23 protein-coding genes, 1 tRNA gene and 4 pseudogenes are annotated in these 26,990 nt (G+C 40.3%); 19 read left to right on the top strand and 9 right to left on the bottom strand.

Annotation, left to right across the window (positions count from 1 at the left end; translation table 11 throughout):
* Positions 1–85 precede the first annotated feature (85 nt).
* Entirely contained in the window at positions 86–844 is a 759-nt protein-coding gene (gene hisF, locus FTT70_RS04795) for an imidazole glycerol phosphate synthase subunit HisF (protein ID WP_004974384.1), read from the top strand.
* 345 nt (positions 845–1,189) lie between these two features.
* Here hisF and FTT70_RS04790 read toward each other — a convergent pair.
* The 4 genes and pseudogenes from FTT70_RS04790 to FTT70_RS04775 form a co-directional block, all read right to left on the bottom strand.
* Positions 1,190–1,540 (bottom strand): annotated as a pseudogene (locus FTT70_RS04790) (transposase); the annotation flags it as partial.
* A gap of 411 nt (positions 1,541–1,951) precedes the next feature.
* Positions 1,952–3,655, bottom strand: a complete 1,704-nt coding sequence (locus tag FTT70_RS04785) for a carboxypeptidase regulatory-like domain-containing protein (RefSeq protein ID WP_131260656.1) — start codon at positions 3,653–3,655, stop codon at positions 1,952–1,954.
* 234 nt (positions 3,656–3,889) lie between these two features.
* A pseudogene (locus FTT70_RS04780) lies at positions 3,890–4,118 on the bottom strand (IS5/IS1182 family transposase); the annotation flags it as partial.
* Position 4,119: 1 nt separating this feature from the next.
* Positions 4,120–4,469, bottom strand: a pseudogene (locus FTT70_RS04775) (transposase); the annotation flags it as partial.
* 24 nt (positions 4,470–4,493) lie between these two features.
* Between FTT70_RS04775 and aqpZ the strand changes: the two are divergent.
* Positions 4,494–5,132, top strand: coding sequence for an aquaporin Z (gene aqpZ / locus FTT70_RS04770; RefSeq protein WP_207973788.1), 639 nt, complete (start codon positions 4,494–4,496; stop codon positions 5,130–5,132).
* Between the two features lie 152 nt (positions 5,133–5,284).
* On the opposite strand, the gene FTT70_RS04765 is transcribed toward aqpZ, so the two are convergent.
* Positions 5,285–5,530, bottom strand: coding sequence for a hypothetical protein (locus FTT70_RS04765; RefSeq protein WP_004974374.1), 246 nt, complete (start codon positions 5,528–5,530; stop codon positions 5,285–5,287).
* A 49-nt stretch (positions 5,531–5,579) separates the two neighbouring features.
* The gene (locus FTT70_RS04760) at positions 5,580–6,656 is read right to left on the bottom strand and encodes a DNA/RNA non-specific endonuclease (protein WP_004974371.1); all 1,077 of its coding nucleotides are present in this window, start codon (positions 6,654–6,656) and stop codon (positions 5,580–5,582) included.
* A gap of 344 nt (positions 6,657–7,000) precedes the next feature.
* Between FTT70_RS04760 and FTT70_RS04755 the strand changes: the two genes are divergently transcribed.
* Complete coding sequence (locus FTT70_RS04755; RefSeq protein ID WP_004974369.1) at positions 7,001–7,606, top strand: hypothetical protein; 606 nt, start codon at positions 7,001–7,003, stop codon at positions 7,604–7,606.
* Positions 7,607–7,689: 83 nt separating this feature from the next.
* Here the strand turns inward: FTT70_RS04755 and FTT70_RS04750 are convergent, their stop codons facing one another.
* Positions 7,690–9,570 carry a potassium transporter Kup gene (locus FTT70_RS04750; protein WP_004974367.1) on the bottom strand — a complete coding sequence of 627 codons (1,881 nt, stop codon included), beginning with the start codon at positions 9,568–9,570 and terminating at the stop codon, positions 7,690–7,692.
* Positions 9,571–9,689: 119 nt separating this feature from the next.
* On the opposite strand from FTT70_RS04750, the gene FTT70_RS04745 reads away from it, so the two are divergent.
* The 10 genes from FTT70_RS04745 (at position 9,690) to FTT70_RS04700 (ending at position 17,067) form a co-directional block, all read left to right on the top strand.
* Positions 9,690–9,780 (top strand) — tRNA-Ser (locus FTT70_RS04745).
* Positions 9,781–9,987: 207 nt separating this feature from the next.
* Positions 9,988–11,271 (top strand): integrase arm-type DNA-binding domain-containing protein, encoded by a 1,284-nt coding sequence (locus FTT70_RS04740; RefSeq protein ID WP_180168352.1) that lies wholly within the window; start codon positions 9,988–9,990, stop codon positions 11,269–11,271.
* A gap of 100 nt (positions 11,272–11,371) precedes the next feature.
* Complete coding sequence (locus FTT70_RS04735) at positions 11,372–12,166, top strand: hypothetical protein (protein WP_180168351.1); 795 nt, start codon at positions 11,372–11,374, stop codon at positions 12,164–12,166.
* A gap of 90 nt (positions 12,167–12,256) precedes the next feature.
* Positions 12,257–12,544: an AlpA family transcriptional regulator gene (locus FTT70_RS04730; protein WP_180168350.1), complete on the top strand. Its 288-nt coding sequence runs from the start codon at positions 12,257–12,259 to the stop codon at positions 12,542–12,544.
* 4 nt (positions 12,545–12,548) lie between these two features.
* A complete protein-coding gene (locus FTT70_RS04725) occupies positions 12,549–12,767 on the top strand; it encodes a helix-turn-helix domain-containing protein (protein WP_180168349.1) in 219 nt (72 codons plus the stop codon).
* A complete protein-coding gene (locus FTT70_RS04720) occupies positions 12,767–13,054 on the top strand; it encodes a hypothetical protein (RefSeq protein ID WP_180168348.1) in 288 nt (95 codons plus the stop codon). The genes FTT70_RS04725 and FTT70_RS04720 overlap by 1 nt, the downstream gene beginning before the upstream one ends.
* The gene (locus FTT70_RS04715) at positions 13,051–15,261 is read left to right on the top strand and encodes a DUF3631 domain-containing protein (protein ID WP_180168347.1); all 2,211 of its coding nucleotides are present in this window, start codon (positions 13,051–13,053) and stop codon (positions 15,259–15,261) included. The genes FTT70_RS04720 and FTT70_RS04715 overlap by 4 nt, the downstream gene beginning before the upstream one ends.
* Before the next feature lie 2 nt (positions 15,262–15,263).
* Entirely contained in the window at positions 15,264–15,776 is a 513-nt protein-coding gene (locus tag FTT70_RS04710; protein ID WP_180168346.1) for a hypothetical protein, read from the top strand.
* Positions 15,777–15,962: 186 nt separating this feature from the next.
* Positions 15,963–16,439, top strand: a complete 477-nt coding sequence (locus tag FTT70_RS04705; protein ID WP_180168345.1) for an ImmA/IrrE family metallo-endopeptidase — start codon at positions 15,963–15,965, stop codon at positions 16,437–16,439.
* A gap of 58 nt (positions 16,440–16,497) precedes the next feature.
* Positions 16,498–17,067, top strand: coding sequence for a hypothetical protein (locus tag FTT70_RS04700; RefSeq protein ID WP_180168344.1), 570 nt, complete (start codon positions 16,498–16,500; stop codon positions 17,065–17,067).
* Positions 17,068–17,139: 72 nt separating this feature from the next.
* Here FTT70_RS04700 and FTT70_RS04695 read toward each other — a convergent pair whose 3' ends face one another.
* The gene (locus tag FTT70_RS04695) at positions 17,140–19,926 is read right to left on the bottom strand and encodes a DNA methyltransferase (protein ID WP_180168343.1); all 2,787 of its coding nucleotides are present in this window, start codon (positions 19,924–19,926) and stop codon (positions 17,140–17,142) included.
* Positions 19,927–22,075: 2,149 nt separating this feature from the next.
* The gene (locus FTT70_RS04690) at positions 22,076–22,726 is read right to left on the bottom strand and encodes a response regulator transcription factor (protein ID WP_004974358.1); all 651 of its coding nucleotides are present in this window, start codon (positions 22,724–22,726) and stop codon (positions 22,076–22,078) included.
* A 243-nt stretch (positions 22,727–22,969) separates the two neighbouring features.
* Here FTT70_RS04690 and FTT70_RS04685 point away from each other — a divergent pair.
* The 6 genes and pseudogenes from FTT70_RS04685 to FTT70_RS04660 form a co-directional block, all read left to right on the top strand.
* Positions 22,970–23,139, top strand: a pseudogene (locus tag FTT70_RS04685) (secretion protein HlyD); the annotation flags it as partial.
* Between the two features lie 346 nt (positions 23,140–23,485).
* The gene (gene ribBA / locus FTT70_RS04680; RefSeq protein ID WP_096902634.1) at positions 23,486–24,607 is read left to right on the top strand and encodes a bifunctional 3,4-dihydroxy-2-butanone-4-phosphate synthase/GTP cyclohydrolase II; all 1,122 of its coding nucleotides are present in this window, start codon (positions 23,486–23,488) and stop codon (positions 24,605–24,607) included.
* Positions 24,608–24,618: 11 nt separating this feature from the next.
* The gene (ribE, locus tag FTT70_RS04675) at positions 24,619–25,089 is read left to right on the top strand and encodes a 6,7-dimethyl-8-ribityllumazine synthase (protein WP_004974350.1); all 471 of its coding nucleotides are present in this window, start codon (positions 24,619–24,621) and stop codon (positions 25,087–25,089) included.
* A gap of 4 nt (positions 25,090–25,093) precedes the next feature.
* A complete protein-coding gene (gene nusB, locus FTT70_RS04670; RefSeq protein WP_004974349.1) occupies positions 25,094–25,543 on the top strand; it encodes a transcription antitermination factor NusB in 450 nt (149 codons plus the stop codon).
* 25 nt (positions 25,544–25,568) lie between these two features.
* Positions 25,569–26,498, top strand: a complete 930-nt coding sequence (thiL, locus tag FTT70_RS04665) for a thiamine-phosphate kinase (protein WP_004974348.1) — start codon at positions 25,569–25,571, stop codon at positions 26,496–26,498.
* Complete coding sequence (locus tag FTT70_RS04660) at positions 26,464–26,985, top strand: phosphatidylglycerophosphatase A (RefSeq protein ID WP_131260658.1); 522 nt, start codon at positions 26,464–26,466, stop codon at positions 26,983–26,985. Before thiL ends, FTT70_RS04660 begins: the two co-directional genes overlap by 35 nt.
* Positions 26,986–26,990: the final 5 nt, after the last annotated feature.

Genomic DNA, 26,990 nt, shown 5'->3' with positions numbered 1-26,990 from the left:
TTTGATAGAATACCCGCTCCATCTGCCAAGGTGTAGCGCTTGTGTGGGTGAGTTTCATAATCGGCTGTAATAATTGGAAAAATTTATGCTAGCGAAACGTATTATTCCTTGCCTAGACGTAGATAATGGTCGCGTGGTCAAGGGCGTGCAATTCCTTGATATTCGTGATGCGGGCGACCCTGTCGAAGTGGCGCGTCGTTATAATGAACAAGGTGCCGATGAAATCACCTTTTTAGACATTACCGCTACCCATCATGGTCGTGATACGACTTATCGTACCGTAGAACGTATGGCAGAAACCGTGTTCGTGCCCCTCACCGTTGGTGGTGGCGTGCGCAAGGTTGAAGACATTCGCCTATTATTGAACGCAGGTGCAGATAAAGTCAGCATTAACTCTGCAGCCGTCTTTAACCCTGAATTTGTGCAAGAAGCCTCACAGCGTTTTGGCGCGCAATGTATTGTAGTTGCCATTGATGCGAAAAAAACGGGTGATAACAAATGGGAAATTTTCACCCACGGTGGTCGTAAACCAACAGGTATTGATGCCATTGAATGGGCAGTGAAAATGGCAGACTACGGCGCAGGTGAGCTATTGGTCACTTCAATGGATGCCGATGGTACCAAGGCAGGCTATGACTTGGCGCTCATGCGTGCCATCAATGACCGTGTAACTGTACCCACCATTGCGTCTGGCGGTGTAGGTAATTTACAGCACTTGGCAGATGGTATTTTAAAAGGCGGTGCAGATGCGGTACTAGCTGCCTCAATTTTCCACTTTGGTCAGCACACTATTCCAGAAGCCAAACAATATTTGGCAGCGCAAGGCATTGAAATGCGTTTGTAATTTCTAAAACAAAACTGTTTTGGACTTTAGTTTTTGAGCTTTAAAAGTGTAATCTTCGGGTTACACTTTTTTATTTAGCCCAAAATACAGGCAGAAAAAAAGGAGTCCGAATGCCACTACTGTCCCATATTTCGCTTTAAGAACCCCTTGTGTTCCATAGATACCCGTCAATATTGAGCTGACGTTTTCCTTATCTGGATGAGTCAAAGTTCAGGACTCAAAAAGCCAGCATGAAATTCAGTAAAGGATTGAATCACAGTCATCATACTCATAAGCTTATTGCAGTTGAAAATGGTGAAGAAAATGACAGGGTACAAGGCTGTAAATTCCAGTTTCCCTCTGGGAGCCTTTGATATAAAGGGATAGAATCTGGCTATCCATTCGCGTGATAGCCTTGCGAAGTCGTGCTTCTCTTTCTTTTTAAACAGCTGTGACTGAAGTGTGTCATCACGATCTCCTGGTGTCGTGATCTGAATCTCACCATCATCCGTAAGGTCTTACTTGAATGACCATTGCGAGCATTAGAACCGCGCTTACGAGCTTTCTTTCATGTCCGAGGTGTAGGGTAAGTCCGGCATTGAGAGCCGCTAAAATAGTCAGTTTAGTCAACAATCGGCTGAATGGATTTAGATCATCTTCTGTTTTTATGGATTTAGCAAATTCTGCTATAAGGTCATTTAATTTTTGTTCTTCCAACATGATGCCTGACTTCGTTGTGACTATGAACATATAAAATTCAATCAATTACGCAATTTTATTTACAATCTCGTCTTCGACAAACTCACTATGATTCACTGTATGTTCTTAGTTTCTTGGCAAGAAATGCGATCAATGTCTGGTTATTTGTAGTCATAAAATTGAGTCGCCTGTTTTTTAAAGGGGATTGAATTAAGGCTTATAGGATGAATTCGTAAGATTGTGTTCAGCGAACGCTTACGCTTTAGTTACCGCTATGCTGAAGTGGCTGAATAAATTGCCCCTTTAAATATAAACAGCCCTCAATAGAGAGCTGTTTTTAGTATTCACCACGCTTGATGGTTGATTGATCGCGAATGCAATGTGTCTAAACCTATTCTATTCATTCATACTGCACCGCCATGTAAATCTTTATTTACGCTGTGGCTCGTCAGCCCACCGTGCATAACTCTTCGTGCTTTTCAACAAAACGCCCGCTTGTTTTGCAGCGACGCCACTATAGTCCTGAGAGAAACTATCTGAATTTTCATCAAAACTCACACCATCAAATAATGGGAAAGTTCCGGCTTTTTTCTGAATCACCACATCATCAATCATCCAGCCGCGGAAACCATTATAAAGTCCATCGACCGTTCTAAATTGGAATTTCAGCTGAACATTGGCCTTGCCTGCATATTCATCTAATGAAATTGCTTCTTGCTGAACAGCAGCCGGTGCGAGGTTAAAGCCTAAATTACTGTATGGAATCGGCGCGCGATCATATGCAGAAGATGGATCTGCCAGCGGGTTTAATCGAGCCAAAGTCTTAAAACTGTTACCGCCGTCGGTAGAAACTAAAATATTCATCAAATCAAACCCCTGATTATTTGGATTGACTGACTCAATTTCCCACCATGTTTTAAAGCTTAAACTCAAAGGCGCCTGATACTGGCTTAGATTAATCACAGGTGAAATCAATTCTCCCCTATTGTCATGCTGCGAGGTGCCGCCATCAAACTCTGGAGCCGTAGATGAATCACTTAAAGCACCAATAAAGTTGCCATTTACTTTGTCACCATACCAATATGCCGTATTACCTTGCAGTGGCTCAGGTACCTTGCCTTGACTTTGGTCATTTGGCGCTAAGCGCACACGCTGATTCACTTGATTATTACGAATATTGTGACCTTTGTTTAGCAGCTGCCAATCGACATTCGCCACACTTGGCTGTGAGCTTGTCCATGCATTGCGAGTAGTAGAGTCCGCTTCAAAAGTTTCACGCCATACCGCATCTGCAGATGTCGTTTCAGGCAGCACTTCAAATTGATAGCCCGATGCAGAAGAAGCAATGACCGTAACTTTTTTTGTCATGGTATTAGTTCCTGCACTGCTAATAGTGAGCGTGGCATTTTTCAATGCTTCAAGCAGAGTATTGGAGACGTTAAATGAAAGCGTGAAATAACCATTAGCATCGGTAATTGCACTAACAAATGCACCATTGGTCGCAGCACCGCCAGATAATGCGACTTGCGCATTCGCTAAAGGCTTTCCTTTATAAATGACCTGACCAGACAACGTACCGACTACTGCATCATTGACAGGTGCATCACTTAAGGTCTGACAGTCTTGGTCTAAGCAGTTGAGGACAACATTCAACACAATGCTCTTATTGGTATTTTTAGGATGGATCAAGAATGCCGAAACTGCAGACTGTCCATTTTTAGTGACCAAAACATAATATGTGCCTGCAGCCAATTTAGGCAGTTTAACGATGCCTTGAGCATTAGCAAGGTAACTTTGACCTTTAAAATGAGTCGCTGTCGGTAAACTATTGATCGGTGGAAATAGCTGTTCAGAATCATCTGCTGTACTTGCATTTGTTGCTGTTTTCAAACTACTTGCTTGTAATTTCTTCCACTCTTCGTCACTTAAAATCTGAATCGACGCAGCATTTAAGGTAAGGTTATTCACATCCAACAGCGTCAGCTCTTCTACACTTTTTTGAACCATAGCCTCGGCAACTGGCTCTGATGGTACTGGTACGTTTCCTGTTTCATCACTGTCACTACCGCCACATGCTGTTAAACCTAAGACACCCGTGACCATCATTATTTTTACAAATGCTCTATTTTTCATCTATTCTGCCCTCTGGATTTTGTATTTTAAAATTTTATCTCTACTTAGAACTTTGCCAGCCCAAACATACTGGTCAATATTCCAGCAAAATAATACCCAATTTCCACCAAATGCGCAAATTTCACATTTTATATTTTTTATAGTTTTTTTCTCTATTTTTTTAGTTAATGTATAGCCAAATGGGCTTTGTTCCACAAAGATTTGAAAGACAAAGTACCCCGAAATGAACCAAATTTAAGGCGTAACTTGGGTAAGTGCTCTACCTAATTGCTTACATCTGTTGAGGACTGCTACAAGTGCATGCATCTTAGTTTCAACCCAACTGCGCCGATGATAGCCTGATCATTTTTCCATAGTGTCCTACCTGAGATTAACTGTTCGAAGTCATTTATCTCGCTCTAGCGAGCTGCTCTTTGTATCTTTGTATGCTTTCTCATTTTCTAGGTGGAATCACCGCATGCGCTTAACGCCTTATTGTTATGGATAAAATCCACCATTATTTGTGTGGGCGGTCGAGCTCCGCCTGGGCGAAAAAAGCAGCTGCTTTACGTAGAATTTCATTCGCACGTTGCAGTTCTTTATTTTCGCGTTCCAGTTGTTTGATACGTTCTTGGTCTGAAAGCTGCTGTACTTTAACTGGATTTTGTTTATCTAAATATTTTTGATACCAAACACGTAGTGTTTCAGGAGTACAGCCAATCTTAGGAGCGATTGCTGTGATTGCAGCCCAATACGATGGATAATCTTTTTCGGATTCAATCAATAATTGAACCGCTCTTTCTCTGATTTCAGGGGTATATTTTAATTTTGTCATCGGGACACTACGCTTCGCTACGTCTTGCGAAGCAATGCTTCTCATCTCAGAATATTGACTCTCCGACAAATCCGGTACGGTACAGTATCCCTCGCGTTCGGTCTGACCGTATTAACCGCGGCCTATGCACTTGGGCACATTTCAGGTGGTCAATTTAACCCTGCAGTCAGTATTGGTTTGTGGGCAGGTGGACGTTTTGAAGCCAAAGAACTCGCACCGTATATTATTTCACAAATTATTGGTGCGACTCTGGCCGCACTGGTGTTGTATCTGATTGTACAGGGTCAGGCAGGTTTTGCAGGCACAGGCGGTTTCGCGACCAACGGTTATGGTGATTTATCTCCAGGAAAATATGCCCTCAGTTCAGTATTATTGATTGAAGTGGTACTCACTGCTGGCTTTTTGATGGTGATTATGGGTGCAACCGCCAAACGTGCACCTGCAGGTTTTGCTCCAATTGCAATTGGTTTGGCACTGACCTTAATCCATCTGATCAGTATTCCTGTAACCAATACTTCCGTGAACCCTGCACGTAGTACAGGTGTGGCGTTCTTTGCTGAAACTGCAGCACTCAGCCAGCTTTGGGCTTTCTGGGTTGCACCGATTGTAGGTGCGGTGATTGGTGCGGTGCTGTATCGCGCTATGGCAAAAGCTGAAGACTGATCTTCAAAACTTTAAATCCACAGCTTTTCAAGATGTCTGGGATTTATCTAAAAACACACAAAACAACAAAGCCCGTTCAAGCGTTTGAGCGGGCTTTTTAATGGCTTAGATGAGCAGATTAAAGTAGATTTAATATCTTGAGATGGCATCCATTATAAAAATGGATTTTCAATTTCACCCGCTTCGGGACGATCTAACTTTTCAGGCAGATTCGGAGTCTGCTCCAAAGTTGCAACAACTTCATTCAAAAAAGCCTGTAGTGCTTTGGCTGCCTGTAAACCCGCCTGATCTTTGCTGATTTGCAAATTGCCATACACATTGATGCAATCTAAATCATTTTCTAAGGTTAAGTCATGAATCGCATGTGATTCAGTCCCATTTTGAAACGGTTTAAACATTGAATTCACCTTAGCATGAAGGATGCAATATCCATCATCTTAACCCAGTTTAAGATTTCAACAACTGTAAAATATATTGCAATAAAGCTTCAATCAATTGCTTCACAATTGCATCTTGGGTATCTGCATCAATGCTAGCACCCGATGCAGGACTACTGCCTGAGCGTTTAAATTCGGTTTGCAAGGCTTGTAATTGCTCAGCAGATACATCTTCTGCGCACTGGCTTTCTGCATCCCAATGTGAGTAGGCAATCGGTGTATTGGCTTTTACAGCATTTGCAGTCAAAGGCAATTTATAGGTATTGCGCTTTTGTTCTTCACTTAATTGTGGGAATAAATTAATGCCCAACTGTTCTTCTAAATAGCAGACACTCACCACTTGCACCTGTAACGAGTCGTTATTGGGCGCGTAATAAGCCCCTATCGCGCCTGTTTTGGGCATATACACAGCTTTATACACCGCAGTCGGCACAATAACGCCCTGCCCAATGGTTTTTAGACGCTTGGCATTAAAACTTGGCCCCGTAATCACATACACATCTTGCTTTTGCTTAGTCACCACCGCTCGGGTGGCTTCTTCAAGTTCACGCCAGACCTGCTGATTATTTTTAGGGGCTTGCGGCACCATATTTGCCAAAGAAAAACTGTCAAACTGGGCTGCCAAGTTGGTCATGTCGGCATTCGGTGCCATGTGTCCACGGTCATAACCCGAACCACGATAATCCAGCAAAGTCGCACGATGCTCGGCTTTGACGCGCGGTTCTTCGTGAAAGTTATCTTCACGTGGAATCCGCTGACTCAAACGCGCTGGTGTTAAGGCTTCTGCCACCCATAACGGGGTTTTGGATACCCCTGAATACATCACATTAAAGTCATTAAAACACAGCGGATAGCTGTCTTTTTGCAGGCTATTTTTCAGTAAATAGGGCGGCGTTTCTCGATAGAACTGGGTTAGGCAAGCACTATTTCCTGAACTCGGCACCAGTGAAGTCCACTGGCTAATTTTTTCTTGACCAAAAGCAATCACAAAACTCCCTGTTGCCACTACACCGAGTAGCACTTTCAAGCTGTTTTGATTGAAAATTTGAGTCCAAATGTTGTTGGAATTGCGCCGTTTTCTTGCCATAACCGTTACTGTGACTTCGCTCTAAATCCGCAGAGTTTGCCCGAGCTTAACAATCCACTCACAGCTTGTATATGAAGCACCTCTTGTTCGTCTAACAATTAAACAAAACCCGCGCCATAACACCACAAAAGCCATACACAGCCTGAGTTTTAAGCACTTTTGACATCAGTCTAGATCAAGTTTGGTAGATTTGATTGCATCCGTTTTAGCGAATCTGCCAAGCTAAATACACCTTAAAGACATCGCTCAGCGACACCCAAGCGCATTGCGCTGCTCTAGCTGGATGTCATTGACGATTTAAATTGGTTTTAACTTTATTTTTGCGATTTTTGATGGAGAAATACATGCGTTTTCATCTTTTTGCTTGTGCTTTGGTTGGTAGCAGTATCAGCATTTCTGCCTTTGCCGAACCACCCATTCAAGCAGGTGATACTTTAGAAAGTTTATCTAAAGTCAAAATAAGCACCACGATTAATGGGCAAGCAGGCTCACTACAAGAATTAATCGCCAATGGTCAGATACGCATTGTACCGAGTACAGATACAAACTTAACAAGTCCAGCAGAAAATATAGCGCAACAGCCTGCAAACCAAATTTCAGCCGAACAAGCCAATCTGGCTCAAGACAATGTACCGATGACGATGCCTGTCGGGACTGAATCCGAACTGCAACACGCAGCGCAGGCAGAGCAAGTGAGCGAACAACACATACAAGCCACCTCTGCGCCATTATTGTCATCTTCAGCCGATTTACCTGTAAATGCTGGCGATGATGTGGATGTCACCGCAGAAGCGCTAAATGCTGCACCACAAAACCCTGCTGCATCTGAACAAGCAGCAGTCAATCTGCCCACGACTGAACGGCTTGAAACCACAGCACCTGCGGCACAGGGCGCAGATGTAAACGATATAGATTTAAGCCATCTACAACCAAGTGATACGGAACAATAAGATCTGTTTAAGACCAATCTTGAGCTAAAAATAAAAAACCAGCACTTTATAATGCTGGTTTTTTAAAATCTATTGAGCAGTTTTTAAATTTCGATTTGACTACCCAATTCCACCACACGGTTGGTTGGAATTTGATAGAAATCACTCACAGGACTGGTATTGCGCTGCATTGAAATAAACAGTTTTTCACGCCACGGTGACATGCCATCGCCCACCGTATGCACAATTCGATCACGCGAAATAAAGAAGCTCATTTGCATCATATCGAATTCAAACTCAAGCTGTTCATAGGCTTGTTTCAAGGCATTTGGAATATTTGGCTGATCTTTAAAACCGTAATACATGGCAATCCGATAAAAACGATCATCCAGTTTTTCGACTTGAATCCGATCTTGCTGCGCCACAAATGGAATATCACGCGTGATGACCGTTACCATGATATTGCGTTCATGTAAGACCTTGTTGTGCTTAATATTATGCAACATGGCATGTGGCACAATGTTAGGCGTACCTGTCAAGAAAATCGCATCGCCAGGGACAAATTTGGTTTCATTGCCCATACTAATACTGTGAATGAATAGGTCTATCGGCAAGGCATCTTTTTCCAAACGATTGAAAACCAATGCACGACCATCTTTCCACGTCATTAAAATGGTATACATGATGGCGCCAATTAAAATTGGCACCCATCCCCCTGACACAATTTTGAGCGAGGTCGAAGCCACAAAAATTAAATCTAGGGTTAAAAATGGCACTGCAAAAAGGGCAACTTTCCACATCGGCCAACGCCAAAAACCATAGGCCAGCACTGAAATTAAAATCGTGCCACACAGCATGGTCATGGTCACTGCCACGCCATAAGCACTGGCAAGTCTGGCACTATTTTCAAATAATAAAATTAAGATAAGCACCGAAATAAATAAGGCCCAGTTAATGAATGGCAAATAGATTTGACCACGTTCAACATCGGACGTGTGACGTACAGTCAGGCGTGGTAAATAACGCAATTGAATGGCCTGATTGACCATTGAAAATACCCCTGTGATCACCGCTTGAGAAGCGATCACCGCTGCAGCTGTGGCTAAACCAATCATCGGGTATAAGCCCCATTCAGGCACCAACATATAGAACGGATTTTCAATCGCTGCAGGGTTACGCAGCAATAATGCCCCTTGTCCTGCGTAATTCAATAACAAGCAAGGTAAGACAATCAAAAACCACGCGAGGCGAATAGGCATCCGCCCAAAATGCCCCATATCGGCATAGAGTGCTTCGCCACCCGTCATGGTTAAAATCACCGCACCCATGGTGAGAAATGCAACAAAGGGTTGCTCTACTACAAAGTTAAACGCCCAGTGTGGACTGACCATGGCCAATACAAATGGGGTTTGGATGATACTGAGCAGCCCTGCACCGCCAATGGCTAAAAACCACAGCAAAGTCAGTGGGCCAAAAAATTTGCCCATAGTGCCTGTACCATGACGCTGCACAATGAACAGTCCTGCCAAAATACCAATGGAGAGCGGTACGAGCCATTGATTAAAGATAGGCGTGGCAATACTTAGTCCTTCAATGGCAGACAATACTGAAATGGCGGGGGTGATAATGCCATCGCCAAAGAACAGGGATGCACCAATAAAGCCAAGTGCGATCAGGAAGATTTTTTTGTCTTCGGCAATACGGGTGGTGCGCAGGTTCAATGCCAATAATGACATGATCCCGCCTTCGCCATTGTTATCGGCACGCATAATAATGGTGACGTATTTGAAGCTGATGGTGAGCATCATGCACCAGAAAATTAGGGATAAAATTCCCAATACACTGGCTTGGGTAATTGCAAGATGCGCCGTTAAAAAAGTTTGTCTGAAGGCATACAGAGGACTGGTTCCGATATCCCCAAATACAACTCCGAGTGCAGCCAAGGTAATGACGGGTAAGGCTGCTTTTTTTGCAGTACTTTGCATAGGTGTCTTCGATTTAGACGGTATTTTTGAGAATCATAGCACTACGCTGAAAGTTTTTCTCTAAATCAAATTTTTCAACTTGGCTTTGTACTATTTTTTGGTTATTATCCACCGCCTATGGTGAAGTGTCCGAGTGGCTGAAGGAGCACGCCTGGAAAGTGTGTATACGTTAATAGCGTATCGAGGGTTCGAATCCCTCTTTCACCGCCAAATTCGATTTTCACGGTAGTTTACCGTAGTGCTAAAGGCTTAAATCTAAAGGGTTTAAGCTTTTTTTATATCCGATGCACTACGGCGTAAAACGGTAGCATACCAACAACTTTGTTGGTACATTTGTTGGTATCTATAGAAAAATGAACACTCTATCGAGTTTTTTCATTTTTTCAGAAAAAAGTACCAACAAGTGAGGATTGCTTCATGGCTAAAGAATCCAACAAGCTAGATGCTAAAACTGTAAAAAATTTAATAGCAGACCCAAGCCAAGATAAAAAATTTTCTGATGGTGGGGGGTTATATCTGCTTGTAAAAAAGAATGGTGCGAAATACTGGCGGCTTAACTACCGTCATCCAATAAGCAAAAAACAAAATACGCTGGCTTTGGGTACTTATGAACAACTAACTTTGCAGCAGGCACGTATTAAGCGTGAAGAAGCTAAAATGATGCTGGCGAATGGTATCGACCCAGCCGAGCAACGCAATAATAAAAAACGTGAACAGTTCGAAACACTAGAAAACACCTTTAGTAAATTTGCTGCCGAATGGTTAGAACTTCGCAAGCTGGAGAACAAAGTAGACAGTGAAACAATACGCAAGCTGAATAAAGATATTTTGCCTTTTATTGGTAAATTACCAGTTGCCGTACTCACTACAGAACAATTGGAGCGTGATGTTACCAATGCCCTTGTTGAACGTGGTGCATTGGAATCGGCTAGACGTGTGAAATCAATTATTAATATGGTACTGAAACTACCGTTAAAACGCAGAATCATTACCTATAACCCAGCACCCGACATTACCCTCCCCCAACCAATTAAAGGAAACCACAACGCAATTACCAGCGAGAGTGAGTTAGCAGAATTACTGCAAAAGTTATGGCGCATATCTAAGGATTATCCACGTACAAGAATCAGAACAGAGCTGGCAATTAAATTATCAGCTTATATCTACCAGCGTCCGAATGAGATTAGAGGCTTGAAATGGGAATCTGTGGACTTTGAAAACAGATACTTATCATTTGCTGCAAGCAAAACTAATCAAGACCACATTGTACCGTTATCAAGACAGGCTTTTGACATTCTCAAAGAGCTAGAAGAAATGCGGACAACGTCAGAATATGTATTTCCAAGCGTTAAGACTTCAAAAGAATGTATGAGTGATGGAACTCTCATTCAGTTGCTTAAGCGGATCGGCTTCAATGGCAGGCACACAGCACACGGATTCAGAGCAACAGCGAGGACGCTACTTGATGAAGAAATCGAATATAGAACCGACATTGTAGAACACCAGCTTGCACACCGAGTTAGAGACCCGAATGGTACAGCTTACAACCGAACCAAGTTTTTACGCCGTAGACGTGAAATGATGCAGTTATGGGCTGATTACTTAGACACCTTGCGTCAAGGTGGTGACGTTTCACAATTCAAGCCAAATAATGAAAGTGAGAATCTTATTCTCTTTAAACAAGGCACCAAAACTGCATAGCTTTGTATTATTGAATTGTTAGGTATAGGGGGCATCCGACAAGCAAGTCACCCAACTTGTTTACCTAACAACTAAATGGAGGATGCGGTGGGAGGCATGAATGAATAAATATACAAATTTTGAATCAAAAGAAATTGTGATAGATGAAAATGAACCTTATGCGAATATCATTAAGGAATTAATAGATGAAAGTAGATTAAGAATTTCATATTTAGTCAATCTTACGGAATTAAAGGAAATCGAGTTATTACGCTATTTCTGTTGGATTGGTGGATATGGATTAGCAGATAGCATAGCCAACAATGATAGTAATAGTACGACCCAGAAAATATTAGATTTGATACATAAAGATGCTCTAGGAGCATTTAATGAACTTAATAAAGTATCAAAAATAACTTTTACTTGGAATCAAGCCACTAACTTAGCCGCAGGAATTTTATCTATTGAAAATTTTATTAGAGAAATCGCTGTAGATAGAGAATCAAAAACTTTGGATAAAGCCGAACAACAAGAAATTTTTAAACAAATAATTGTTCTTATAAGCAGAGCTAACTTTCTTATTGGCAATGCTATAAATGATATTTCTGAATCCCAAAACAAAAAACAAATTAAAAAAATGGCTTCTACTGGAGGTAAAGCAAAAGCTCAGAACTACAGTACAAAAATGAATCCTATCTTTGATGAGGTGTTTGATCTGTTTTTGAAAGGACACCCTAAAACAGGAAAAAAATGGAGATTTAAAAGTGAATGTGCGAAATATTTTATTAAAGAATTCTACTTAAAAAACCCTGAAACCAATATTGATTTAGACCCCAAAAAATTGGTCAATGAAATTTCTAATCGGTTAAATAACCTTTCTGCTAGTAAAAAGGTCACTTTGCTAGATAATGGGTAGCGTTGCTAGTAGCCATACCCTAAGCAATTAAAAACAACATCATAGTACCTCTAACGCCGTTGCAATACGGTACACGTTAGAGGTTTTTTTATGACTATCGGAAATGCAAACCAATCTCCTAAAGGCTTTTATCGCATGGCACAACTTGCGACAACAGCAGCACGCAAAGAACGTAAGTACACCACCAAAGATGGCACAACTCGCATCATCAAGGCACGCCCTGAACGTCAAGGGATTTTGCCTATGGGTGAAACAACGATATGGGACAAGGTGCGTGCTGGGGAATTTCCACAACCAGTAAAGTTGTCAGGACGCATTACTGCATGGCGCATTGAGGATGTTCAAGAATGGATGCGCTCACGTGGTATGGAGGCTTGAATCCATGACTAATATTTCTCATAAACAAGCAGTCCTAAGTCACCTCAAAAGCGGTAAAAGCATTACCGCCGTTGAAGCTTTGAATCTTTATAGTTGTTACCGCCTTAGTGCAAGTATCGAGAAGCTACGCAAACAAGGCTATGACATTGTGACGCATTATGAAAAAAACAAACGAGGCAATGGAAGTTATGCACGCTATGAGTTGAGAGGGGCAAAAATATAATGAATAAGACGAACTATGATGCTAGTGATTTATATGATGCTTATTCTTTTTCAGAGCGTGATATGGGTTGGATGCTTGCAGCTATCGTTCATATTAGAAAAGAGGCAAAGCAGCTACAGCATGAAATAACAACAAACGGCGAGTTTGTTACTGAACAACGATTAGCAAATTTGATAACGCATTTAGATATGTACGAGTGCTTGGCTGCAAGTAGATTTGAATGCCACAAACATTTAGCAACTGCATATTTTATTGAATGTGGGCAAATTAAAAGGGGGCAACCATGACAGCACACCATGAAGCCCCTCACGGTTTTACATCACCTAACGATATTCTAGCGCAATGCACAGAGCTTATGCCAACACATAAGGCATACATTGAGCATGAGCTTATACAGCGTTTTGGCAGTCCTGAACAAAAGATTCATGTTGATGACAGTATTATCACCATCAACGGCGTTAGCTATGACAGCCCTCTTATTTTGCCTATCTACAATGGGCATCTTGAGCTTGTTCAATGTGCTGTGATGCAGGAAAAAAAGACAGTCGCAGTCACTCCCGATAGATTAGCCAAAGGCTTTGCGAGGTATGGTCATTTCGACCATACCAAGCCTGTTATTATCACTTACAGCCTAGAGGCATTCTTTAAAGTTGCACAGACTGACTACGCCGTTGTATTAGTCGTATTGCCTACCCTATGCAGCAAACATAAATCAGAACTCAAGCCGTTTGATTTTAAACAAATTGAATTTGTGATTAATCAATTGTCGCAGACAGGCTATCAGCAGCTTTATTTACCTGTCAGACGTGAGGATTCAAAAGCATTTAAACCACTGGAGGAAAGCACCACCGTCAGATTGTTGCTTCAATGTGTGGGTAGTAATTATATCGAGATAACCCAATATGAGGATGTTGAAAATATACAGGCATTCTTACAGGATAGTATTGAGCAATTGCCACCACTGGAGGAAGCAGAAGCCGACCCACTGGACAATGACATTTTGCGATTGGCTAACCTTACAGAACTGCAATACGAGCAGACACGGACAGCAGAAGCCGAGCAGCTTGGCATACGTGCAAGCGTCCTAGATAAACTTGTCAAAGCCAAACGAAAAGAGATTGCAGAAAATAAGCATCGGGATGATTTTTTCGAGCATGTGGAAGCATGGCACACGCCTGTTAGCGGTCATGACTTACTGAATAGCATTGAGCAAATCGTGAATGACCATATCGCTTGTGAACCACAAACCCGAACAGCAGTAACATTATGGATTCTCTTTACATGGGCAATTGATGCCATGCAGATTGCGCCAATCGCATGTATTACTGCACCCGAAAAACGATGCGGTAAAACCCAACTCTTAACCCTGATTGGTGAGCTTTGCTATAAGCCCTTACCTACCTCTAACATCTCATCATCTGCTATGTATCGTTCTATTGAGGCATGGAAACCCACATTACTGATTGATGAAGCAGATACGTTCCTAAAAGAAAACGAGGACTTGCGAGGTGTGATTAATGCAGGTCACAGCAGAAAAAATGCTTTTGTTATTCGATGTGATGGGGAGGACAATAAGCCAACACGTTTTAATGTTTATTGTGCTAAAGCGATTAGCGGTATTGGTCATCTACCTGAAACCATCAAAGACCGTTCAATTATTTTGGAGTTACGGCGAAAACTCCCCAGTGAACAAAAGCTGCGTTTACGACATGCAAATCAGGCAGAGTGGCACAACATTAAACGTAAGTGCTTGCGTTGGGTAAGTGATAATTTTGAAGTTATCAAGACCACACGCCCACAGCTTCCTGAACAACTGCATGACCGAGCGCAGGACAACTGGGAGTGTCTTTTTATTATTGCTCAACTTGCTAGCGATGAATGGTTAAACAAAGCCAATAAAGCTGCATTACTGATTGATGAGGCAGAGATTGTACCCCTTAGCATAAACGAGCAACTACTCACCGATATAAAGCAAATTTTTAGCCATTACAGCCATAGCAAGATACATAGCGAAGTGCTAGTTAGTGAACTAAATGCAGATAATGAGAAGATGTGGGCATCATGGAATAAAGGCAAACCAATTACACAGAACCAACTTGCAGCCCGATTAAAACTGTTCTGCATTAAATCTAAAAAAGTCCGTGTTAAGGACAAAGTACTAAGTGGTTATGAGTTAAGTCAATTTGATGATGCGTTTAAACGTTACGTCCCTGAAACAGGGATTCAAAACGTAACAACGTTACAACCCATGCTACATAAGGCATACAGCAAAAATCAAAGCGTTACACAAAAGAATAATGTAACGTTTCAAAAACCGCTAAAACCCTCACCACATAAGACTTGTAACGATGTAACGTTTCAAAATGGGGTAACAGGGGGTGAGCAACACTGTAACGAGGTAACTACACCCAAAAAACAGGTAAAGGCTAAAGCATCACAGCCTCAAGAAGTGATAGACACAAAGACGATTGATATGTTCGGGGGTGGCGTATGAACATGCAAAAAGCGTTGGACTTGATACAGCTTGCCAAGTCGCACCAGTGCAGATTGTTTATTGCCCCACCTAATCAATTGAGATGGGAAAGCCCAATCATGCCACCTGATGAACTACTGGAGGAATTGAGAGCCAACAAACCTATTTTGATTGAATACCTGAAACATACAAGCCGTGACCTATCAATATTGGTTAAACGTGCGCTAGATGGTTATCTGTGGATGCTAGACCGCAAGCGCACCTATTACCGCTATAACGGCGTACCTATCGTGACTGTACGTATATCAGCGAGTGAATGGAGGGAAACAGTTAAAAGCGTGTTAAAGGTCAATGATGCTGAATTGCATATCATTGAGAGATTGCTCATTCAAAGCGAGCAGCTTGTATATTTTGACCATGCAAAGACATTGCTCACCACCCCCGACCAACTAGAACAAGACTACATGCCCGATGACAACACAGGGGCAGCTTTTAATGATTGGTTATCTATACCATGCGAATTTATATACAGTTGAGGATTGAGTGAAACTCATAACTCCTTTGATGGGGCTTTTATCAGCTTTATATGATTTTCATTGCATTATATTGCTAAAGATTGCATTCTATTCTTAAAGAACATATTAATAGTCATTGAACTAACTAATAAATTAACTACAATGTCTGTCAATTTATAGACAGCCTACTGATTGGAGTAAAACGCTATGTCTTACGCTGATACAGTCTTAAAAAATTTTTGGGATGGCTTCTTACCTGTAGATATAAACTCGATTGCTGAAAAGTTAGATATCGAGGTTCGTTTCTTAGATTACGACGAATTACATCTAAGTGGGAAAGCTTCATTAGAAAATGGCAAACGGATTATTTATGTTAATCCTACTGATAGCATAGTGCGCCAAAGATTTACCTCATCTCATGAACTAGCTCATCATTTACTTAATCACGTAACCCCTGAAAACCCTTGTTTTCGTGATGAAAAGCATACTTTTAATGGTGATTATGCTTCCATTCAAGAGCGTGATGCTAATAGATTGGGGGCAGATATTCTAATGCCTGAATATGCTATTCGCCGTTTAATTGAAAAAGAAAATATCCGTACAGTTGAAGGATTAGCTTTAAAATTTAATGTTTCTGAAAGAGCAATGTATTATCGTTTAAAAGGGCTAAATTTAGTTCGATAATTTAATTAACTTATTCAATCCCTTTTTATAAAAAAGGGATTTTTTTTAGCGGGAAAAAATGAATACAGTAGTGAACACACCACCTAATTCTGATGATGAAGATGATTTACCTACTATCGTGGCTGTAGATGCTAATAACTATTTAGATAGCAAAGCTAAAGATGAAGAACTTCTAAGAGATTTTAAAAGTAAACTGTTTTGGGTTGGGTTAGTAATAAGCTGTATTTTTTTGGCTATTGGGTTATGCAAATCATATAGTTTTATTGATACACAACTGGATTTAGCAAAATCAGCTTTGGTAATTCAGCAGAAACAATTAGAAATAGACGAACAGAAAATACGTCTTTTAAAAGATACAGGAGTTAAACCAGAGCAGATAAAAGAATTAAATTTACTACAAGATAGGGAGGAAAAAGTCTTAAGTAGTAAACTTTTATCTACTGGGGTCATTCTGACTTTAATTACTGTTATTTTTGCAGTAGCTTTAACTATCTTATTAAATTTAATCAAGCATACTTTTAAGAATAGTAATGAAGGGAATAAAGAAGATTCTACAGAGCTTGCTACTCCCTTAGGCAATCTAATTTTAGATTTTATTACAGTCATTAAAGAAAGAATCTCTAAATAAAAGCCATTAAAAAATAAAAAGCCTATTCAAGGATTCACTTGATAGGCTTTTTTTAGCTGCTAAAAATTAATTTCAAACAGTAGGTTTTTTTTCTTTTACTTTAGATTTTTGTGGCTTGGTCTGTGCTTGATTTTGCAACTCAAATTTTTCTGCTTGTAGATACTGTTCATAAAGTTCAAACAGAAAAGCTACGCGCTCGGCTTCATTGTTAAACTTTTTACGAGAATAGGCAGAATCAACAGCTTTATCTAAGGATTGATGTGCTTTAGACAACTCAACAGGCATAAGCAAAGGGTCATACAAATCAGCTAATGAACTTTCTGGATATTTTTTTCGGGTATCTAATACCGCTTGAGCTGCATCTTCAATTCTCTTTTTCTGTTTTTCCGTTACTTCTTGAGGCCAAGGAAAATTGTTATAAACTATTTTTACTGAATATTGATAATCACTTTTTAAGCGGCCTGTAACAGTACGCATCCATGCCATATGCATAACTGAAGTTAAGACACCAAAATGAAATAAGTCAGCATTAGCTACTAATCGCAATTTATTACTACATAAAACAGAACTATCTAGAAAAGCTATTGGCATATAAAAACGTCTTTCTGAAGATACTTCTGCAATTGCCAAATAATTTGATTCGGATTGGAACGAGGTTTGAAATTTAGTAGGGAAATCTGCGAGTTTTTGAGTAGATACTCGATTACTTGACGCTCTAAATTTTTTTACTTCATTAATTAATTGGAGGCTTTTAGGCATGTTTTTTAAGTCAGGCAGTGAGGCTTGTTCTAAATGTAAAAAATAACGAAAACTATTATTGATAAATTCCTCTCCTCCCATCCATCGTTTAAAATATTTTTTAGACAGAGGCTCCTCATTCATAAATTTCAACATCTCATCCTTAGTAAATATGTAATAACCTCCATCAATAGGCTGATTACCACTGACCATTACTGGAATATTACAAATTGGCTTGGAACGGCTAGAAATTGATATAGCAGGAGCATCAACTAAATAGCCATTGATATTTTTTGCTTCTAATTTATTCGGGATGCCTTTCCCATTTTCATAATCAAAAATATATTTTGGATTATGGTTTTTGTTGCTAAAACCTATAATTACACAATGTACAGCTGCTTTGCCTTTGGCTGCACTTTGCCAATGAAATGTACGATGGGCAAAATTAATATGCATGTTTTGAGCAAATACCCAGTTCCATAATGCAGCAACTTGTTCGCCCTGAGTAATTGAATTGGTAGATACAAAAGCAGTTTCTACATGCGGATTCTTTTTCATGTATTTTGTTGCTTTGATATGCCAAGCACTCACAAAATCTAGAATTCCATTATTTGGGATATCATTTGAAATTTTATTAAAGCTTCGCTTTTGCTCACTATTCATCCATTTTGCACCCACAAAAGGTGGGTTACCAAAAATATAATCTACAGCAGGCCATAAAACAGATAATGCATCTGCATTTTGAATATCTGCAACTGACTTTAATGGGATACGTGCAAAGTGTGTTCCATAATGTTCCGAAACCAGCATATTCATTTGATGATCGACTAACCACATTGCTACACGCGCAATTTGACTTGGAAAATCTTCAATTTCAATACCATGAAATTGATTTACATTACAACGGACAATGGTGGATACATCTAATAACTGCCCTTTCGCATGCAGTTCTTCAATGACATCCAGTTCCAATAAACGTAGCTCTCTGTAAGCTACAATTAAGAAATTTCCGCAACCACAGGCTGGGTCTAAAAAATCGAGATTGGCTAATTTCTCATGAAAAATATCCAGTGCGGCAGTCCTTGTCTTATTTTTTCCTCTTCGTCTTAGTTCTTCAAATTCAGCTCGAAGGTCATCCAAAAATAAAGATGAAATGACTTTAAGAATATTTTCCTCACTGGTGTAATGTGCACCTAAGCTACGGCGTTGTTGAGCATCCATTACAGACTGGAAAAGAGCACCAAAAATTTCTGGAGAAATTTTACTCCAATCCATTTCACATGCTTCAAGTAACAGGTTACGCATTTCATCATCAAACGATGCTGGAGGTAATGTCTCCGCAAATAACTGCCCATTGATGTACGCGAAGTCTGCAAGGTCTTGATCGAGATTTTTGAGTCGTTGTTCTTCTGGTTGATTCAATACATAAAACAACATAGCAATTTGAGATGCTAAATCTGACCCATCTGCTTTAGTTTTACGCTGAATAAAGTTTGTGAACTGATATTTTTCAAAAATCCCAGTATCTTCAGCGAACAAGCAAAAAAGTAAACGAATCAGCATCACTTCAAGAGCATGACCATCATAACCAATAGCTTTTAATTGATCATGTAGCTTCCCCATTTTTTCAGCAGCTTGAATATTCGCAGCTTCTTCAGCTTGTTTAATCTCAGTAATTTGATCATGTAAAAAGCCAAACAAATGAATATTTTCAGCTAATTCAGCTACAAGAATTTGAGTATGCTCTTGTGTTTCCAAATCATATAATCGAAGAAACTCGAAATCACAAACGATGACATAACGAGGCAATTGAGCAGGGTCAACTTTCGCAGTCGCCTCTAAATATTCTATTGCTTGATGGAAAGCTTTATCTAAATCTTGTCCTCGACTTTTTTGTTCACAAACTAATTTACTTGGCCAAAATACATCAATAAAACCACGATGCCCATTGAGTTTAGTGAGTTTGGCTTCAAAAATACCAACTTGACGGCGATTGATACCAAATACTGCAAAAAATTCATTCCAAAATGTTTGTGATTCAGCTTTTTCACTAACTTCATTTTTCCAGTCTTTGCTGAATTTAAGCGCATTTTTAATGATTTGATTGCGTGAAATTGACACTATTACCCTCACAAAAGCTTTTATTGCTTTATTAATTTGCAATTGAATAAAAAAATTCTCTTTAGTTAGGCTATTACAGCCTTGGTTACATACGTTAGCCAACGTTAAGTATATACGTTGATTAATCTGTTTTATCTAATGGTTGATAGCATTTTTCTTTTAAACACTCTAATTTTTGAGAAATAAAAGAGATTGAAACAGTGTTAAAAAATATCTATAGCCGCGCTTTCTAGTCACATAGTTGGTTTTATTTATTATTTAATTTTTACCTTCTGTATCGAAAGATAAAAACAGCATAAACCATAAGTATTTTATCATTACTCGCTAAATAGAGCATGTTAGACCGTATTAGATCGGCAAAGTCTAATTAGACAAAACCTTTGACGTGATTTAGTTATTTTTAGCTATAAGTGGCTATAGTTTACCTATTTTGTTTTGACATTTTTGCAGACAAATAGCGCTGTATTTTGGCGATTCAAACACGAAGAAATTTATATACATTGTTTTCTATTACTTAAAGACTGGAGAAACAAATGACTATGTTTAGAAATTGGATAAGGGAAGCGAGAGAGCATTGGAAAGAACACTTACCGAAAATGTATAGCGAATATGAGCGTAACGGCGTACTCCAATAAAAATTAGAAGAAGCGGCTGAACAGACTTATCAGGAATTAGACCAACTAGAGCTAAGTGGAATTAGCCCTGATGAAGCATGGCAAATAGTAAGAGAGAGATACTTATTTCTGCCCGAAGAAAAGCCATACTGATTAGCAAAATATACCAAAGCAAAGGCGCTAAATGCGCCTTTTTGTACTCTTTTCAACCAAACCACACAATATAATTATATTTCAATTAGTTACGCTGTTTTAATGAAGAAATCAGGGTTGTTTTTAGGGTTTTTTGAAACTACCTCATGGAGCAAAATGTCAAGTCCAATTTATTAGGGTGGTTTTGTTGGCAAAATATTACATTATGAACATGCAAAACTTGCAAATAGGAATCAATAAAGAGGTGGATACCTTGAAATGGAGTTACATATAAGCAAAACAATTTTTTAAGGCTTATAAATAAAAAAGGGATTAACCCTTATATTTTTTTTACATAACAAATGAACTTTATATTAAAAAAATAACGTATCGAGAGTTAAATTCCTTAATTTTCGATAAGAGATTCAGCACATCAACTTTTTTTACTTGTTGGTACTTTTGTTGGTACTTTCTTGTTTCTAACTTTTAATTCAATTATATTTCAATTGCTTATAAATTAGTTTTGACTTCCTCTTTCACCGCCAAACATTATTCTCATGAAGTCTCATGTGATCTTAAAAAGCTTAAATCTAAAGGGTTTAAGCTTTTTTTATGTCTAATGCAATCTACTTTATCTATTGCAAGCTTGATCTTGTTGGGGGTATAACTAGGGGTATAATAAATTACCCCCAAAATTATACCCCCAATTCTGTGGAATCATTGCAATGCTTACAGATGCTCAAGTCAGAAAAATAAAACCATCGGAAAAGAAAGCCAAATAATTACCTATGATCGAAATCTAGCACATATCACGGCTGGCGGGCTTGGTTATCGTGAATTTTAAAAGTTGAACCCATATAGGGGAAAGCCCCCTACTCACTTAGGTATGATTTATTCAAATCACCATTCATCTATTACTATTAAAACATATTCGTCCTTCTATGTATTTCTTATTAGTGGCGGGTTTTCCCGCTGCGGACAACTTCACACTATTGGATTTATGGGTACAGATACAATCAAAGCCTAAGAATCTGAAAGAAGCATATCGCCTGCATTAGACTGATAGCTATTCAGCTCATGTTGATTTTTACCCATTTTATCGACATGACAACCTGAATATGTTTATGTCATCGACATGACAACTCTCTCATGTCGATTTTTGTTAGTTTTATCGACATGAAAGCCTGAATATGTTTATGCCATACAGCTAAAGGAATAAGACAATATTCCTTTTAGGTTTTAAGCACATCAACAACCTGAACGCTAAATGTCACATCCTAAAGCGAATTAGCTTTTTAAAAAGGTCATAATCAGCCAACCACCCACCCAATAAAAAAACCGCTGCTCAATCTTCCAGATCAACACAGCGGTTTTAAACTCATCTTTTACAGATCAGTCACATCTTACATTTTCTTTTCTTCAATATTTAACGCATTGATTGCCAATACCGCCTGAGTACGATTTTGCACACCCAATTTACGGAAAATTGCGGTCACATGCGCTTTAATCGTCGCTTCAGAAACATCTAATTCATAGGCAATTTGCTTATTCAACAAACCTTCTGCCACCATCATCAATACACGGAATTGCTGTGGTGTTAAAGACTGAATACGTTCAGCCAAAGCTGTTTCATCTGCAGCGCGAGGGTCAAAGTTAACATTCGCAGCCAAGTTTGGCGGCAACCAAATCTCACCTTCTAAAACTTGACGAATTGCTTCACCAATATGGCTCGGATGTGCCGATTTTGGGATATAACCCATCGCCCCATGCGCAATTGAACGTTGAATAATCGATGCTTCTTCGTGAGCGGACACCACAATAATTGGGATAGATGGATATTGCGCACGCACATGCACCAATGCAGAAAAGCCCGATGCCCCTGGTAAATTCAAGTCCAATAAAACAAGATCAGGCTCAGGTCCATTTTCCAAACGTTCGTACAATTCATTAACTGCAGCAGTTTCATGAATTTGAGCTTGCGGTAAGCTATAACGAACCGCCTGAATTAAGGCATGGCGAAACAGCGGATGATCATCAACGATTAATATATTCATAACAGACGTGAGAGATCTTGGGCACAGTTGTTATATTCTAACCACACAAAGACAATTAAGGATATGCAAGACATGACTTTTTTGCATTTATTGTGCAATTAATCACAGAAAAGCGTTTATTTTTTATGTTTTCAGCGCTCAGTCAAAAAGGTTGATCATTTTGTGGATTTTTTAATCAGTTTTATTTTACAACCAAAACGCTCAAAACAAGATGTAATATGAAATAGAAAATATCCCAAGATAAGGGTTTATATCCGTACCGATTCAGACAAACTCAGCAACAAAGCAGGACAAGCGTTTGATATACCCCGGGCATGGTCGCAACAGTCGATATTAAAACGGGTGAAAAAACGGTGTTGGATTATCTGATCAAACCATTCAACAAAGCCAAAGAAGCCTTACGTGAGCGCTAAACAGAAATTCTCTTATACCTGAATTTAATGAATTATCTCATCTCTGATTCTTGCCTTCTCCCAAAACCCAACTGGGCTCAAGTGAAGGCGAGAATGAGGGCGATAATATCCTATGCCCTCTACAGTTTTATTTTTCACAGATTTTGCATTTCATCTTAATTGCCTAAACAATCTACAGCAACGCAGCAAATCCTCCTTTTCACCTCTTTCCAAGCCTGATGACACTGTGTATAACCATAAGTCACGCAATGAAAATGATAAGCATAGGCAAAACAGGTAAAAAACCGTTAGACTATGCATCTCTCTCATTCAATGTCGTTTCAGACAAATAAGAAGGTGAAGGTTGATGCCGCTCAATACTGTCGAAGAGCTTGTAGCAGATATCCGTGCAGGAAAAATGGTCATCCTCATGGATGATGAAGATCGTGAAAATGAAGGTGATTTAGTCATTGCCGCAACCCACGTTCGCCCTGAAGATATCAACTTCATGATCACACACGCGCGTGGTCTTGTTTGCTTAACCTTAAGTCGTGACCGTTGCCAGCAATTAAACCTACCGTTAATGGTTGATGCCAATGGTGCACAACACGGTACGAACTTTACTTTGTCGATTGAAGCTGCTGAAGGCATTACCACGGGTATTTCTGCCGCAGAACGTGCGCATACCATTCAAACCGCTGTCGCTGCACATGCCAAGCCTGCCGATATTGTTCAGCCTGGGCATATTTTCCCACTCATGGCACAGCCAGGTGGTGTATTGCACCGTGCAGGACATACCGAAGCAGGTTGTGATCTTGCCCGTTTGGCAGGTTTAGAGCCTGCATCGGTAATTTGTGAAATCATCAATGAAGACGGCACGATGGCGCGTCGTCCAGATTTAGAAATTTTTGCTGAAAAGCACGGGTTAAAAATTGGTACTATTGCCGATTTAATCCACTATCGCATGACCAATGAACAAACTGTAGAGCGTTTGGATCAGCAAAGCATCGACACCGAATATGGTACTTTTGACTTATATCGCTACCGTGAACTGGGGAACCCAGACATTCACTTGGCATTGGTCAAAGGCGAGCCGAAAGAAGGCGTTACCACAGTACGTGTGCATGGTTTTAATCCAACCCGTGATTTGCTGAAGCTGAAAAAAGCAGATGGTTCGGCAACTTGGAATTTAGACCGTGCTTTAAAAGAAATTGCCAACAGTGAACGTGGTGTTTTGGTCTGGATTGGTCAAGCTCAATTGCAAGACTTGGGCCCTGCCCTAGACAGCCTTAAATCCCCGAAACAAGGCAAAGCCAATGCTGCATTGTCACAGCAATACCAAACCATTGGCGTGGGTGCACAAATTTTACGTGATTTAGGCGTTGAAAAAATGAAGCTACTCAGCTCACCATTACGTTTCAATGCTTTATCAGGTTTTAACTTAGAAGTGGTGGAATATATCACCGCAGATCCAACATCAGAGAAATAATCGAGGTTGCTATGGCAATTCGCCGTATTGAAGGTTTATTACATCTCGCTAGCGAAGGCCGTTATGCGATTTTAGTCGGTCGTTTTAATAGTTTTGTGGTTGAGCATTTGCTTGATGGCGCAATTGACACATTGAAACGTCATGGCGTATCAGAGGATAATATCACCGTTGTTCATGCACCAGGCGCTTGGGAACTTCCTGTTGTGGCTAAAAAATTAGCTGCATCGAATGGTTATGATGCCATTATTGCACTCGGCGCAGTGATTCGCGGTAGCACTCCACACTTTGACTTTGTTGCAGGCGAATGTGCCAAAGGCTTAGGTGTGGTTGGTTTAGATACTGGCTTACCTGTGATTAACGGTGTATTGACTACGGATAGTATTGAACAAGCAATTGAACGCTCTGGAACAAAAGCAGGTAATAAAGGAAGTGAAGCTGCCTTAACTGCAATTGAAATGGTTAACTTGTTAAAGGCTATTTAACGCTATGTCGCAAACACTTCAAGCAACTTATGCAGCAAAACGTAAAGCACGTCGTTTTGCTGTGCAAGGTATTTATGAATGGCAGATGAGCCACAATCCAGTACATGAAATTGAAGCACGTACCCGTGTGGAAAATGCCATGCACAAAGTGGATCTCGGCTATTATCATGAATTGTTGACTCAAGTGGTTGCCAATCATGAAGCATTGGATGCATTACTGGTGCCTGTTCTTGATCGTGACATTCAAGCCCTCGATGGTGTTGAACTCGCCACCTTACGTTTAGGTGCTTATGAGTTAGAACAACATCTGGAAATTCCATACCGTGTGGTATTGGATGAAGCGATTGAATTGGCAAAACACTTTGGTGGTGCAGACAGCCACAAATACATCAATGGTGTATTAGACCGTCTTGCCAACAGCTTACGTGCAGCAGAAAAGCAACAAAGCAACTAATTCAAAGTATTGAGTCGATTGTTGTATGGCTGAGTTTTCCATTATTGAGACCTATTTCAACAGACCGCGTCCCGATGCAGTCGATTTAGGTGTCGGTGATGACTCAGCTCTGCTCACCCCTCCGCCGCAACAACAATTGGTCATTTGTGCCGACACTTTAGTCGCTGGACGACATTTCCCCCTCGATACCAACCCACATGCGATTGGTTGGAAATCGGTTGCGGTCAATTTATCTGACATTGCCGCCATGGGTGCCACCCCACACAGTATATTATTGGCATTGAGCCTACCCCAAATTGATCACGACTGGCTCAAAGGGTTTAGTCAGGGTTTACATGATTGTTGCGATCAATTTGGGGTAAGTTTAATTGGTGGAGATACCACACAAAGCCCGCATCTCACCATTTCCGTTACCGCCTTAGGCTGGATTGAACAAGGACATGCCATTCCACGTTCAGGCGCGCAAGTCGGTGATTATATTTGCGTCAGCGGACAAGTCGGTGATGCCGCTTTTGGTTTAGATCATCTCGATCATCCTTTAAAACAACGTCTCGACTACCCAACACCACGTTGTCAACTTGGACAACAACTCAAAGGTCTGGCTTCAAGCATGATTGATGTTTCAGATGGCTTGGCACAAGATTTAGGGCATATTCTCAAAGCCTCTCAGGTCGGTGCTTGTATTGAACTCAGCCAACTGCCTATAGATGCTGCATTAACCGAATTACCACAACAAAAGCAGTGGCAATATGCCTTGGCAGGTGGCGATGACTATGAGTTATGCTTTACAATAAGCCCACAAAATTATCAGCAGCTTTTGCAAAAACCGCTGAATACCCCTATTCATATTATTGGCAAAATTAACAATCAAAACCGCTTAAGCTTTGAACAGAATGGCGTAGATCGTTCACTTCATTTTCATGGATACCAACACTTTGCAAAAACCCGCGATTAATTTCAAAGCCATGTCTTGGACTGACCGACTGATTGTATGCTGTGGTGTTGGCTTCGGTTCAGGTCTACTACCCAAAGCTCCCGGTACCTTTGGTTCGGCCTTTGCCCTACTGTTCATTCCCATTTGGTTCGCGCTTGGTTTCATTCCAAGCCTTTTTGCCATTGCCATCATGTCCCTCGTTGGCATATATATCTGTGGACGTACTGCACAGGTTATGGGCGTACATGATGATGGTCGTATTGTTTGGGATGAATTTGCAGGACAATCGATTACCTTTTTACCCCTGATTTTTATCAATCAAATCAGCTGGGTCTGGGTAATTGTGGGTTTTGCCCTATTCCGACTATTTGATGTGTGGAAACCTTGGCCAATACGTGTCATTGATCGTCAGGTCGAAGGTGGTTTTGGCATCATGCTGGACGATATTATTGCGGGTCTTTGGGCCGCATTATGTATTTATATTTATTTATCTTTTACTTTGGTTTAGCCATC

This window comes from Acinetobacter sp. YH01003, assembly GCF_013420525.1.
In the GTDB taxonomy this organism is placed as follows: domain Bacteria; phylum Pseudomonadota; class Gammaproteobacteria; order Pseudomonadales; family Moraxellaceae; genus Acinetobacter; species Acinetobacter towneri.
The sequence above is the reverse complement of the archived record's forward strand: the minus strand, read 5'-3'. Positions and strand labels throughout refer to the sequence as shown.

Bases quoted from the DNA above. Each gene is read 5' to 3' on its own strand.
- FTT70_RS04715 (WP_180168347.1), top strand. From the start codon at position 13,051: ATGACAGCACACCATGAAGCCCCTCACGGTTTTACATCACCTAACGAT.
- FTT70_RS04700 (WP_180168344.1), top strand. From the start codon at position 16,498: ATGAATACAGTAGTGAACACACCACCTAATTCTGATGATGAAGATGAT.
- FTT70_RS04760 (WP_004974371.1), bottom strand. From the start codon at position 6,656: ATGGCAAGAAAACGGCGCAATTCCAACAACATTTGGACTCAAATTTTC.
- FTT70_RS04725 (WP_180168349.1), top strand. From the start codon at position 12,549: ATGACTAATATTTCTCATAAACAAGCAGTCCTAAGTCACCTCAAAAGC.
- nusB (WP_004974349.1), top strand. From the start codon at position 25,094: ATGTCGCAAACACTTCAAGCAACTTATGCAGCAAAACGTAAAGCACGT.
- FTT70_RS04720 (WP_180168348.1), top strand. From the start codon at position 12,767: ATGAATAAGACGAACTATGATGCTAGTGATTTATATGATGCTTATTCT.
- FTT70_RS04765 (WP_004974374.1), bottom strand. From the start codon at position 5,530: ATGTTTAAACCGTTTCAAAATGGGACTGAATCACATGCGATTCATGAC.
- FTT70_RS04660 (WP_131260658.1), top strand. From the start codon at position 26,464: ATGGATACCAACACTTTGCAAAAACCCGCGATTAATTTCAAAGCCATG.
- FTT70_RS04785 (WP_131260656.1), bottom strand. From the start codon at position 3,655: ATGAAAAATAGAGCATTTGTAAAAATAATGATGGTCACGGGTGTCTTA.
- FTT70_RS04735 (WP_180168351.1), top strand. From the start codon at position 11,372: ATGAATAAATATACAAATTTTGAATCAAAAGAAATTGTGATAGATGAA.
- thiL (WP_004974348.1), top strand. From the start codon at position 25,569: ATGGCTGAGTTTTCCATTATTGAGACCTATTTCAACAGACCGCGTCCC.
- FTT70_RS04750 (WP_004974367.1), bottom strand. From the start codon at position 9,570: ATGCAAAGTACTGCAAAAAAAGCAGCCTTACCCGTCATTACCTTGGCT.
- FTT70_RS04690 (WP_004974358.1), bottom strand. From the start codon at position 22,726: ATGAATATATTAATCGTTGATGATCATCCGCTGTTTCGCCATGCCTTA.
- FTT70_RS04740 (WP_180168352.1), top strand. From the start codon at position 9,988: ATGGCTAAAGAATCCAACAAGCTAGATGCTAAAACTGTAAAAAATTTA.
- hisF (WP_004974384.1), top strand. From the start codon at position 86: ATGCTAGCGAAACGTATTATTCCTTGCCTAGACGTAGATAATGGTCGC.
- FTT70_RS04710 (WP_180168346.1), top strand. From the start codon at position 15,264: ATGCAAAAAGCGTTGGACTTGATACAGCTTGCCAAGTCGCACCAGTGC.
- FTT70_RS04755 (WP_004974369.1), top strand. From the start codon at position 7,001: ATGCGTTTTCATCTTTTTGCTTGTGCTTTGGTTGGTAGCAGTATCAGC.
- ribE (WP_004974350.1), top strand. From the start codon at position 24,619: ATGGCAATTCGCCGTATTGAAGGTTTATTACATCTCGCTAGCGAAGGC.
- FTT70_RS04730 (WP_180168350.1), top strand. From the start codon at position 12,257: ATGACTATCGGAAATGCAAACCAATCTCCTAAAGGCTTTTATCGCATG.
- ribBA (WP_096902634.1), top strand. From the start codon at position 23,486: ATGCCGCTCAATACTGTCGAAGAGCTTGTAGCAGATATCCGTGCAGGA.
- FTT70_RS04705 (WP_180168345.1), top strand. From the start codon at position 15,963: ATGTCTTACGCTGATACAGTCTTAAAAAATTTTTGGGATGGCTTCTTA.